Source organism: Photobacterium sp. GB-1 (assembly GCF_003026165.1).
Lineage (GTDB): Bacteria > Pseudomonadota > Gammaproteobacteria > Enterobacterales > Vibrionaceae > Photobacterium.
This window is the reverse complement of the sequence record NZ_PYOB01000034.1, coordinates 18,497-31,538: the sequence shown is the minus strand read 5'-3', so window position 1 is coordinate 31,538 and position 13,042 is coordinate 18,497. Positions and strand designations below refer to the sequence as shown.

At 37.7% G+C, this 13,042-nt stretch carries 9 protein-coding genes; 4 read left to right on the top strand and 5 right to left on the bottom strand.

The annotated features are described in order from the left end of the window. Positions 1-313 precede the first annotated feature (313 nt). The 4 genes from C9J45_RS20185 (at position 314) to C9J45_RS20170 (ending at position 4,993) form a co-directional block, all read left to right on the top strand. Positions 314-1,375: a hypothetical protein gene (locus tag C9J45_RS20185; protein ID WP_107292939.1), complete on the top strand. Its 1,062-nt coding sequence runs from the start codon at positions 314-316 to the stop codon at positions 1,373-1,375. Positions 1,376-1,531: 156 nt separating this feature from the next. Next, positions 1,532-2,593: a hypothetical protein gene (locus C9J45_RS20180; RefSeq protein WP_107292938.1), complete on the top strand. Its 1,062-nt coding sequence runs from the start codon at positions 1,532-1,534 to the stop codon at positions 2,591-2,593. A 161-nt stretch (positions 2,594-2,754) separates the two neighbouring features. Then, positions 2,755-3,795, top strand: a complete 1,041-nt coding sequence (locus C9J45_RS20175; RefSeq protein WP_107208788.1) for a hypothetical protein — start codon at positions 2,755-2,757, stop codon at positions 3,793-3,795. A gap of 154 nt (positions 3,796-3,949) precedes the next feature. Next, positions 3,950-4,993 carry a hypothetical protein gene (locus C9J45_RS20170; RefSeq protein ID WP_107292937.1) on the top strand — a complete coding sequence of 348 codons (1,044 nt, stop codon included), beginning with the start codon at positions 3,950-3,952 and terminating at the stop codon, positions 4,991-4,993. Positions 4,994-5,139: 146 nt separating this feature from the next. Here the strand turns inward: C9J45_RS20170 and C9J45_RS20165 are convergent, their stop codons facing one another. From C9J45_RS20165 to C9J45_RS20145, 5 genes are all read right to left on the bottom strand, one after another. After that, positions 5,140-5,493: a PAAR domain-containing protein gene (locus C9J45_RS20165; RefSeq protein ID WP_005365472.1), complete on the bottom strand. Its 354-nt coding sequence runs from the start codon at positions 5,491-5,493 to the stop codon at positions 5,140-5,142. Positions 5,494-5,810: 317 nt separating this feature from the next. Then, a complete protein-coding gene (gene tssM / locus C9J45_RS20160) occupies positions 5,811-9,350 on the bottom strand; it encodes a type VI secretion system membrane subunit TssM (protein WP_199189218.1) in 3,540 nt (1,179 codons plus the stop codon). Between the two features lie 16 nt (positions 9,351-9,366). Next, the gene (tssA, locus tag C9J45_RS20155; RefSeq protein WP_107208746.1) at positions 9,367-10,821 is read right to left on the bottom strand and encodes a type VI secretion system protein TssA; all 1,455 of its coding nucleotides are present in this window, start codon (positions 10,819-10,821) and stop codon (positions 9,367-9,369) included. Positions 10,822-10,830: 9 nt separating this feature from the next. Further along, positions 10,831-11,508 carry a type VI secretion system-associated protein VasI gene (vasI, locus tag C9J45_RS20150; protein WP_107208745.1) on the bottom strand — a complete coding sequence of 226 codons (678 nt, stop codon included), beginning with the start codon at positions 11,506-11,508 and terminating at the stop codon, positions 10,831-10,833. Next, entirely contained in the window at positions 11,505-13,040 is a 1,536-nt protein-coding gene (locus C9J45_RS20145; RefSeq protein WP_107261971.1) for a sigma-54-dependent Fis family transcriptional regulator, read from the bottom strand. The genes vasI and C9J45_RS20145 overlap by 4 nt, the downstream gene beginning before the upstream one ends. Between the last annotated feature and the right edge of the window lie 2 nt (positions 13,041-13,042).

Sequence of the window (13,042 nt, the reverse complement as noted above, 5' to 3'; positions counted from 1 at the left end):
TGCTGCCTCTAATTTAAATTCAGCACTAAATAATCGTCTTGTTCGTTTTGTCATGATGTCACCTATCCATGTTAAGAGGTGATGATATCACCTCTGAGTAGGTGGCCAAATTTAATGTACCACTACAGTTCTGACCTTTGTAAAAACATGAGCTTATACAGATTAAATACAGATGGCATTTTTGGTAGAATAACAAGCGACTATATTTGCTTTTATAACGGTGACGATCTTGATGATGAGACTAAAAAAATGCGCGAACAATTAAAAATTCAAGCTCAAACTCAAAAATACACACTAATAGATTGGAAAACCGATGTTATTTAAATTTACTACACTGAGTATTACTCTCATCACACTCGCTTTAACCGGTTGCTCAAAAGCAACAGAGCCACAACAGGCCGATATTGCTGTGTTTGAACAATTTTTATCAGAAAACCCAATATCAAGTATCAACCCTTCTATTGATATTGCTAGTATCTATCAGCCTGGTGATCCGCTTTTTGAAGGGGTACTCAATATTCAGCGTAATCTCTGGGGAAAAGCAGAAAAAGCACTGAAACCGCTTGTTGATAAAAATGACCCCGATGCACTTTATTGGACGGCTTTAATCTCATACTCGGGAAGTATTAAAAGCACACCTATCGCTCGTAAGATGCTTATACAATCGGCAGAGTTAGGTAATCCATATGCGGCATTATTTTTTGCACCTGATAACCATCAATGCCAAATGTACTTCCCGAATGATTGCAGTGAAAAATGGGTGGAGAAAGCACAAAAACTCTTTGCTGAAAAAGCCAAAACAGGCGACGTTCGTGCCGTATATTACAGCACTACATTGAAACCTGACCTAACCCACAAGGAGTATATTGATGCGGTTATTCAATCTGCTGAAAAGCATTATTACTACCCGCTCGTAGAGTATGCGAATAAAATTATCAATGAAGATAAGCCAAATAAAAACATGGAAGCTATGGCTGTGAATCTTCTTAATTATGCGCGGTTTAATAACTTTGTACCGGCTATTGAGGGGCTTATAGGTAATGAGGTACAAAGTGGTCGTGAAGGTGGAGAAAGCTACCTTAATTACATAGAGCAGGGTATAAAATTAGGCTCAAATGCAGCATGGAATTTATACCAATTAAATAGCCTAGATAATAACTCATTAAATAATACACAAAAATATATTGTCGCTAAAGCTCTTGATTTACAAAACGGACGTTCTTTTGGTTTGCATGAAGTTATTGCACCTAAAGAAAAAGACGCCTTAATTGCTGCTAATAAAAAGGCTCAAGAAAAAGCAGATTCGGTAAAAAAAGTGATTTATATCGATGGTGCTCACGCAACAATGTTTTACTCACGTTTAGATATACAATAAATTTTCACCCATCAATTTAATTGATCTTAGGGCGCTTCTTAGATATTTAAGAAGCGCTTCTTAATCACCTTGAGCAAATTATTGCCCAGCAGAGATTAGATGTACAATTATGCATTAAAATCAATTAGCTTCTCAGTCCGTTAAGGCCTTAAATGCATGAAAGTAAATATTACTACCCTATTATTAGTTTTCTCTTTTTTAGTCTTAAATGGATGCTCAAAAGCAACAACACCTCAACAAGCCGATATTGCTGTGTTTGAACAATTCTTATCAGAAAATCCGATCTCAAGCATCAGTCCATCTATTGATGTAGCAAGTATCTATATGCCTGGTGATCCACTTTTTGAAGGGGTACTTAATATTCAGCGTAATCTCTGGGGAAAAGCAGAAAAAGCACTGAAACCGCTTGTTGATAAAAATGACCCAAATGCACTTTATTGGTCTGCTTTAATCTCATACTCAGGAAGCATTAAAAGTACCCCTATTGCTCGTAAGATGCTTTTACAATCAGCTAAGTTAGGTAACCCATATGCGGCATTATTTTTTGCACCTGACAATCATCAATGCCAAATGTATTTTCCGAATGAATGCAGTGAGCAATGGGTAGAAAAAGCACAAAAACTCTTTGCTGAGCAAGCAAAAACAGGTGATGTACGTGCCGTGTATTACAGTGTAACACTGAAACCGGAGCTAACCCACGAGGAGTATATTGATGCGATTGTTCAAGCTGCTGAAAATTATTACTACTACCCACTGGTTGAATATTCCAACAACATTGTAAAATTAAGCAATCCCGATAAAGATTTAGAAACTTTGGGAGTTAAACTGCTTAATTATGCTAGATTTAATAATTTTGTTCCTGCTATTGACGCTTTAGGAGATTATGAAGCCAAAAATAATCGCCTTCATAGTGATGAGATGAAACGTTTAAACGAACAAGGGTTAAAACTTGGGTCGAAAATATCATGGAGAAGTTACAGAAATAATGCTCTTGAGGATAAATCATTAACAGAAACACAAAAGTATATTGCAGCCAAAGCAACTGATTTATTTAATGGCGATGACTTTGGACTAAGCTTCACTCACCCCCCAAAAGAAAAAGAAGCCTTAATCGCTGCTAATAAAGAAGCTCAAGCGAAAGCAGATGCTGTTAAAAAAGTTATTTATATTGATGGTGCTCACGCAACAATGTTCTACTCACGTTCAGATATACAATAATACAAACTCATCAATTTAAATGATCTTAGGGCGCTTCTAGATATTTAAGAAGCGCTTCTTAAATCAATATTAAAGCAAATTATTGCCCAGTAATTGTTAGGTGTACTATTGTGCATTAAAATCAATCAGCTTCTCAGTCCGCTAAGTTAAGGTCTAAATGCATGAAAGTAACTATTAGTACACTATTATTAGTTTTCTCTTTTTTAGCCTTAACCGGTTGCTCAAAAGCAACAACACCTCAACAAGCCGATATTGCTGTGTTTGATCAATTTTTATCAGAAAACCCGATATCAAGTATCAACCCTTCTATTGATATTGCGAGTATCTATCAGCCTGGTGATCCGCTTTTTGAAAGTGTTTTGTATATCCAACGTAACCTTTGGGCTGAGGCAAAGAAACAACTTGAACCTATGGCAAAGAACCAAAATCCTGACGCAAAATTTTGGTTAGCATCAATTACATGGGGAACGGGTATTAAAAACAACCCTATAGCTAAAAAGCTATATATGGAATCAGCTGAACAAGGTAATCCATACGCAGCTTTGTTTTTTTCTCCAAAAAACGATATTTGTCGAATGTACTTTCCCAATGAATGCAGCGATAAATGGACAAAAAAAGCACAAAAACTCTTTGCTGAAAAAGCCAAAACAGGCGACGTTCGTGCCGTATATTACAGCACTACATTGAAACCTGACCTAACCCACAAGGAGTATATTGATGCGGTTATTCAATCTGCTGAAAAGCATTATTACTACCCGCTCGTAGAGTATGCGAATACAATTATCAATGAAGATAAGCCAAATAAAAACATGGAAGCTATGGCTGTGGATCTTCTTAATTATGCGCGGTTTAATAACTTTGTACCGGCTATTGATGCTTTAGGAGATTATGAAGCCAAGCATAATCGCCTCCATAGTGAGGAGATGAAACGTTTAGACGAACAAGGGTTAAAACTTGGTTCGAACATATCATGGAGAGGTTATAGAATTGAAAGCCTTCATGATGATTCATTAACAGAAACACAAAAGTACATTGCAGCTAAAGCGACAGAGTTATTTAATGGCGATGATTTTGGAATAAGTTTTACCCACCCACCTAAAGAAAAAGACGCCTTAATTGCTGCGAATAAAAAGGCTCAAGAAAAAGCTGACTCGGTAAAAAAAGTGATTTATATCGATGGTGCTCACGTCCCTGAAGGTTAATTATTTTTTAGCAATTTTTGAGCGCTTCCTAAATGAAAAGGAAGCGCTTTTTTAATCAATATTAAAGCAAATTATTGCCCAATTCTTTTTAGGTGTACTATTCAGCATTAAAATCAATTAGCTTCTTAGTCAGCTAAATTAAGGCCTTAAATGCATGAAAGTAATAATTACTACTCTACTTTTAACTCTCTCTTCGATAGCCTTAACCGGTTGCTCAAAAGCAACAACACCTCAACAAGCCGATATTGCTGTGTTTGAACAATTTTTATCAGAAAACCCGATATCAAGTATCAACCCTTCTATTGATATTGCGAGTATCTATCAACCTGGTGATCCACTTTTTGAGGGGATTTTGAATATTCAGCGTAAGTTATGGGGAAAAGCTGAAAAAACACTTCAACCTTTAGCTGATAAAAAAAATCCAGAAGCGATGTATTGGTTAGCCACCATTACCTACGGTTCGAGCATATATGATACCCCGAAGGCCGGAAAAATGTTAATGGAAGCAGCAGAGTTAGGTAACCCCTATGCCGCTCTATTTTTTTCACCAGATAGCCGCTATTGTAATATGTATTTTAAAAAACAATGCAGTGAGAAGTGGGTAGAAAAAGCACAAAAACTGTTTGCAGAACAAGCAAAAACAGGTGACGTTCGTGCCGTATATTACAGTACGATATTAAAACCAGATTTAACCCACGAGCAATATATTAACGCCATTATCAATGCAGCAGACAATCACTATTATTACCCGCTTGTCGAATATTCGAATCTAATTATCAATGAGAAAAACCCTGACAAGGATATGGAAAATATTGCAGTAAAACTTCTTAATTATGCGCAATTTAATAACTTTATACCGGCTATTGACGCTTTGATGGGGTATGAGGGTGAAAAAAAACGTACTCAAGGTGAACGGTACAAAAACCTGACAGAGCAAGGAATTAAAATTGGCTCTAACCATGCATGGCGAGTTTATCTATTAAATAGCATTAATGATAAATCCTTATCAAGCCAGCAAAAATACTTCATAGCCAAAGCAAGTGAGTTATTTAATGGTTACGATTACGGCATCAGTTTTACTCAACCACCTAAAGAAAAAGAAGCTTTAATTGCTGCGAATAAAAAAGCTCAAGAAAAGGTAGATTCTGTAAAACAAGTGATTTACATTGATGGCGCTCACCCGCGAGTATTTTATTAATTATCTACCCAGTAATTAATATTATTTTTAAAGCACTTCCTAATTACTCAAGAAGTGCTTTTTATTCAATTACAACGAGTCAGAAGAAATATTTGTTAGTTCCTGCTGTTGTACTTAAATGAGAACCAAAGGTTACATCACTACCATTAATTAATATTGACGCCATTACCAAAGTTAACACCACTTCCCATATTTAAGTTGGTGGCGGTTGATGTGCTTAAACTTACCTGATGAGAACTTGCTTCAAGAAAACAGTTACCACACCCAGTATCAACAAAATCACCTACTCGTGCTAGATTTGTACCTAACACATTTGCAGCTCTTGGTGACTGAGCAATAATAGGCCCTTGACCACTACAACTTTTGCTTCCACATGGGCAAGTTGCTATATCACCAACAAGGGCAACCTTTTGTCCATTTATAATTACACCGCCGTGACCTGATATAACAGAGCCGCCAGTTGTGGTTTTACTGCCAACCGTTATTACGTCATTACTCATCAGATAGCCCTTTAAATTTACTGAACGTAATAATACTAAATAATGTACGTAGGCAATAATTTGCCCGAATTTCTGAAATATTTATAGCAACCAATTTACTCTTAAAAACCTAGTCATATCTATTTCCGCCATAATTTTCTGTTTTCCCTAACCTTTCAGCTCATACCGGATAATAGAACGATAAAAGGAGTAATGTAACAATGCACATTAATCCCCAATTTTATCTACATCATCGAAAGACAAAAAATTAGAAAGTTAACTTAGATCAAATCATGGTAAGAAGCGAAATGACTCGCCTCCTACCATTTTCTAATTGATTAATACAACGTCTTACTTAATTTAAAATTCTTAAACAAAGACGTAGTAAAAGGATTGGCATCCGCTTCCGAATTTAAACGATAAACGACATTCCCACTATCAAGCGCAAATTTATAATCCACACTAGTAGAACTTGCGCTTACAACTTCTCCTTTTTCTAATAATCGGAAGAATGCCCAAGGCCCTTGAACAGTAACAGCTCTTGGTGACAAGTTTGCTGCCGAAGGCACTAAAGAAAGCTTGGAAATTGCCGTTTCTCGGAGAGTATTTGGCCATATAACCTCTGTAGGATGACGCGGGCCATGACTAAACTCGATATATTGACCATCAACATTAATAACACTACGAAGTTGATTTGCACTCAAACTAACAGGCTCAATTGTAAACTCGACATCCAACAGTCCTTTACGGTTAAAAAATGCATGTTGAATTTTCTTAGCGCTCTCAAATTGCTTTAGCACATCACCACGTAATATTGAGTTTTCACCATTATTTCCTAAAGAAATATTGTCATCAATAAATAGCTTCAGATCATTTTTATAGAAATTATCCAATGTTCCATTAGGCGCAAAAAATGACTCAAAGTCTTTTAATGATACATCTTTCGACGCATTATGATTAAATGGATAGCGTGTTATCAGCTTCTCTTGATATTCTTTATAAACATCATTTTGCCAACGAACTTCTACATACTTAATTGCTTCTTGTTTTAGTACATACCAACTCTCATCAGCAATACCTTTTACTATGGTATCAAGCGGTGCTGGCAAATTTGTCGCCATTTGGTTTAATGCGAAAATTGGATCGTTATTTTTTAATGCTAATCTTTCCTTCGTTGCTTCTAGTGCAGCTTTTCCTTTATCAGGAGCATCTTGAATTGCTTTCATGTAATGATAAAGTTTTTGTACCGAAGACATGACTTCTTGTAAGTATGCAGGTTGATTACCATTTTTTTCTAACATTGAATCTATATCAGCAAACGGCAATGCAATCGAAGAAGCAACACGGTATTGAGGAGATTTCATCATTGCTAAACGCGCATCATCATTTTCAGATAACTTAGGAAATAGCCTTGTGTTAACGTCAACAGTTTTAACAAAACGTTCTATTGGCTGATTATGACCAACCAGGTTCCCTAAAATACTTACCGCTTCATCAATATCTGAGAAATATTTTATATCTAAGTTATTAAGAGCAAGCTGCCAAGTATTTATGTAATCTTCTACATATAGATCACGAATTTTATTACGTAAAACCTGCTTATCTTCTTCACTAAATTTCGCAACTGTTGATTCGCCAAGAACCCAACTGTCAGCCAACGCGATATCAGATAAAGATTCAACCTTAGGTAAAAAGTAGCTATTAAAACCTTTGCGGGTTAACAATTGTGAAATAACAAGCGCATTATCTTGAATACGCTCTTCGAAAACAGATTCAAACATTGGTCCAACAGACTTCTTCAAATTTAGCGGTGCACCTAAAGTTTCAGCAGCTGAACGTTTTAAACTGTCATAAACACGATCCGCCAGAGCAACAGAGCTAAGAGCGCTTTGTGTATTGCCAATTAAGTTATCATAAGGTTTTAATACTGCGGCCGCACTCTTATTTCTTTGATTTCGCAGTCCCTGTAAATCAGTGTGCAACAAAGCATAATTTAAGTGTTCTAATAGCTGATCTTGAGTTTTTGCATCATTAGGAAATGCGTTTTGCCATAAGCTCGAAAAGTAACCTAATACAACATTATTTTGGCGACCACTGAGATCTGTTAGCATTCTAAAAGTACGTAATGCAGCCAGCTCTTGTTGCTCTGAATCAGCATTTTTCATATCCAAAGCAAGTTGCTTCATTAATGCAGGTAAAAAACGAAACTGTAAAAGACCTAAATACGTTTCTTCTACCTTAGGTCCAATAGCGTGCCCCTGATATAACCCCATATCAGATAAATATTTTGACTTATCTTGAAACACTCCAAATTCTAAGGTGGCATTGCGAATTGAATTTAATGGCTCTAATAGCTCCTGCTCCGTTCGCATCAATTTCACATCAGAATATTCATTCTTAAATTCACTAACTTGCTCAAGAACAGCGTTTTGATGTGAGATATTCTGCTGATAATAACGTTGCCAGCTACCAATTAAGAGAACAGAAGCAATTGAACAAGTGAGAACAGATACAGCCATCACCTTTCGTTTGTGCTTTATCACACGCAAACTATCTGACGCTATACCCGCCTCAGGATATATAACTTCACTAAAAAGTTTCTTAATAAAGTAAGTCGTTGAGTTTTTCGAGTGCTGCGCACTGTTAATGCTATTCGACAGCCCATATCGTCGGGAAGAAGCATCAACAAATACATCTGTTGGTACGCCCTGTTGATAAACAGACAGAAAGTACATACCACGAATAAGGGCCGGTGTTGAAAATTGGTCACTAACAAAAGCATCATTTAATAGCTGCTTTAGTATGTGATGTAAGCCTGCTATCTGGCGAGAGAAGCTATAAATGGCAGCCCTATCATCACTATCCGTTGCATGACGCAATGCCGCAGGCAAAGAGTCATTAATTCGATTGATAAACTCTTCATAATCATTATCGAATTCAGTCAGCCATTTATCAAAGTCTTCAACAGTATCAAGCGAGAATGTAAACCCCATGACTTCTTCACGTTGGCTTTGAGTATAGCTTCGGAAATAGGGTTCAAAACCATGCAAAAGGTCAAACTTTGTCAACGTTATATATACAGGCATACGGGTAGAGAGAATTTCCATTAATTCCCTCAAACGTGCACGCAAAAGGTTCGCGTACGCACGACGTTCCGATACCGTAGAGCTCGCTAAGTGCTCAATATCTAAAGCAATAACAACACCGTTTAATGGACGCTGAGATCGTGTTTTTTCAAGCCAGTTAACAAAGTTTAACCAAAGACGACGCTCCATCTCACCATCATTATCTTTCTCATTTTGGCGCTGCGTTAACAACTCCCCATCAGGATCAATTAATACTGCATCATCGCCAATCCACCAGTCAAAAGAATAAGGGTTTTCACTTTTCTTACCCGAGGCTCTCATTACATTTGAAAATACAAAATCTTGGCTTGAACGGTTAATTAAGCTTGTTTTGCCTGCATTCTCTAGACCTAGCACCAGATACCAAGGTAAGGAATAAAGGTAGTTACGCTTATTTAAACTGTGTTTCAACTCCCCCATCACTTGGTTTAATTCTGTTTCTTGACGCTCTTCTAAACGCTTTATCGGATCGTCAAGTAACCTTTCTTCACGATCTTTATCTTTGTGAATACGTTTCAAACTGCGCCATTGCATAAATCCCCATACTGCAAAACAGCATAAGGAAAAAATAACACTCATAACGATACGAGAAGCCACAGAGGTGAATGGTTGTTGGTCACCAATTTTTAACCATGGGCCTGCCCACCAAATGGCAACATTAATCAGAATAAAGATTGTAAACATGAGCATAGGCATTGATGATTTAACACCTGAAAGAAGCCTATTTATGAGCGGTCTTATTAAATTCAACATATGATATTTCCCGGTGTTATTGTTCGGCAATATTATTTTTAAGTTGGGCGAGTAATGATGGTTCCCATTCAGTCACCGACATTTCATTAACTTGCCGATATAACGTCTGGTATTGCACCGTTGCCATAGAAGAGAGTGAATGAGCTTCCATGACATCTGCAGATAGTAATCGCCAATAGAAAGCATCTCTGGGTTCTGTCGCTTGTGATAATCCTTCATCAAGCATGCTTAAGGCTGGTGCTATTCCTTCATCATCAGCTAACTGTAATGCCTCTGTACGCTTTTCATTCCAGCTACCTTGTTGAGTAATTTGAGCAACTTTAACGCTTTTATCTTGGTTAAGAAGCCAAGCGATTGTAGCTTCACTTGCAAAAGGAACTTGTCCTTTGAATGAATAAGTCAGTAGTGCTGGTAAGCGATCAACAAATGACTGAAGTTCATCTTTAATAATTGAAGCCCAATCATCCAACCCTAACGCCTTGGCAATACGAAAACTAAGAAAGTGTCCATCTAACCAATAAGGTGACTTAGTTAAACTTTCTTCAACGCGACTCCACAATTCAATATCCGCACCACGCTGTAAAGACTCTTCATAATCACTTATACGATCTGATGAAACGGGCATTAGTTGCGTTTCTTTTTGAGCATTTGCATCTGGTAAGGTATTGATTGAAAACCACATAGCAAAACGACGCACACGAATACTCAGCTTTATTGCATCACTACCAAGTTCATTTAGCGAATCTACCGCTTTCAATAACGAATTTTTAAAAGCACGCTCACTGCTGTTATCTATATCTAAATTAGGAATAGAAACCGGGGTTCCAGTCGACGTCTGACTCGTAATGACTGAAGATGACGAAACAGCAACATCTTGTGATGGTTGTGGAGCTTTAATTTTATTCTCATGATTATCACGACCAGCCTGTCCCAAGTTAACGCGAACACGCGCAGAAATATCGTTAATAATATCCACAGGCAGTGATAGCGAAGATGCTTGATTATCGAGCTCTTCAAGTAATGCCTCCAACACTTGTTTTAAATCACTGTTGAATAGGCTCCAATCTAACTTGTCTGCGGCAACATACGTTCTCTGACAAATTTGATTAAAGAATTTTTTACGGTGTATTTCACCACGCGCCCCTGGAAATGGTTGGCATTCAAGCCAAAAATTAGAGAGAAAATCAACCAATACACCTATCGACAATGAAAAACGCTCTGGTGTTGCCTGATGCTGTAAACATTGCATCAATACGGTCAGTAATTTCAGATCCTTGGTGTGCTCTGAAAGTAAGCTTACGGCACAACTTTCCACTTCATGCCATTGCACTTCTCCATGAGAAAGAGTACCGACCTTCATCATCTGATCATCGATAAAATTTAATTGAGGATGATCTCTTAAACGCTCTCCTACTGGGTTATCCGGTGATATCGGAGCGAGAAGTTGCTCCCTTAAAGTTCCCTTCAACATGATTCACTCCTACCAGCGACAATTTTCACGCATCGGCTCTAAGGCCTCTGCTAGATTGGAGTTATCAAATTCCAGATGATCAATATCAGCCACATTTGAACGTAAAATTAATTGCGGTGAAGAAATCATCGCTTTTATTGCTCTAATAGCAGGTAAACCTCGTCCAGAACGTAATACATACCCTGTTTCATCACTCATCCACTCTTGTGTAATAACAGGAGAACCCGGTATTGATAGTTCAACTTTTCCTGCTTTAACCGGAGTCGGTAAGATCAATTCGGCACGGGTGATTTTTTCATAACACTCCAACATCAAAATTGGGGCTTTCTGATCTTTTAGCTGCTCTGATGAACGAACAGCAGCAGACGTTAACCACATTCGAGAAGCCTGATTACTGCTATCTAACTGATGAAAAATAAACCCTGATCTTTTATCCCGTTTTTTCTCACTATCAACGGCACGAAGCCATGACGATGGATATTTCACATCTGCTTGACTGATCGACACTTGCTCTACAGGTGTATCAAAAATAGCGTCAAAGCACTGTAACCGCTCAAGTTTAGAAGGGATATCACGACAAGCTTCAGCGCGACTCAACTTGGTTTGCGTACTCGGTTGAGAAAAAACAGTCATAGAAAAGGTGTTCAACCCGATCAGTAACGTATATATCATCCACGACTTTTTCATTTAAACTGGATCTCCAACTTTTGACACTTATGTGCAAGTGTTCGTTTAGGTAAACCCAGGCTTTCAGCTGCTTTTGCACGATTACCGTTATATTGCTTTAATCGCTCGTTAATAATTGCTTTCTCATACAATTCCACTGCAATGCGTAAATCATCTATGCTTGAAAAATCGTCTTTTGGCGCAACCGTGTCTTTTATAGGAAGACTAATATCTAATGGTAATTTTGCTACAAACACCTTTTTTTGAATAAGATCATCACATTCAGTTTGTACACACGCCACTTCTATTAACGAACGTAATTCACGGACATTACCGGGAAAACTCATTTCTTTAAGGTGATCTAACGCCTTGGGAGATAAACCCAAAATATTTCGTTGTTCACGATTGTTATATTGCTGAATAAAGTAAGAAGCTAACTCTTCAATATCCCCCTTTCGATCATTAAGACTTGAGAGCAATAATGGGTATTGATAAATGCGATAATAAAGATCTTGTCTAAAGCCACCATCATTTACACTTTGACGTAAATTTACATGCGTTGCAGCGATCAAACGAAAATTAGAAGATTGCTCTTTATTAGAGCCAACCGGACGATATTGGCATGTCTCGAGCACACGTAATAGCTTCGCTTGAAGACCTAAAGATAACTCTCCTATTTCATCTAAAAATAATGACCCGCCGTTAGCTTGAGCTATCAGTCCCTTACGGTTAGCTACCGCGCCTGTGAATGCCCCTTTTTCATAACCGAACAGTTCACTTTCTAACAAGCTTTCAGGTATTGCCGCACAGTTAATCGCGACAAAAGGCTCTTTGCATCGTTCTGATAAGCTATGTAGTGCTTTTGCGACTAACTCTTTACCCGTTCCGGTTTCACCTTGAATAAGTACACTAAGGTTTGAGCCAGCAGCCACTGTTATTTGTTCTCGTAACTGTTTCATTACAGAGCTGCTTCCAATGAGCTTGCATGCCATATCTGACCATGCGCTCTTTTTCTGATGCTCTGCTTTTAGTCGTGTAATCGAGTCACTAAGTTGCTTTTTATGAGAAGACTGCGCATCCATATCTCTAATGAGTAACCACTGAGAAATAAAGGCACAGCTAAACTCGCGCCAGTTTTCATCAGATAATAAATTGTTAATCTGCTTTTGTTCACCGATGAATACTTGTATAGCCGTCACATGGTTTTGACTATTCATTAAAGGAACAATAAGCAAACTACTTGATGCATCTACTTGCGAAGATAACTGCTTAAACGAATCATTTTGTTGCCAATAAACCAATTGTTGGCGATCAAGTAAAACAACTGACGCTTGCTGAAGTACGTGTGAAAAGGGATGATCAAAATCATTTACATCCCATACCCACGATTGATTTTCTGTTGCAAATAAAGTGCGACCGTCATCCGTCGGATAAATGATATAACTGGCCGTTAATGCAAGCTCTTCTTTTAACGCACTCATATAGAAATCAGTGAGTTTGGCTCGGTCACGATAACCTATTAATGCTGAGGTATAATGAAACCACTGTTGCATAA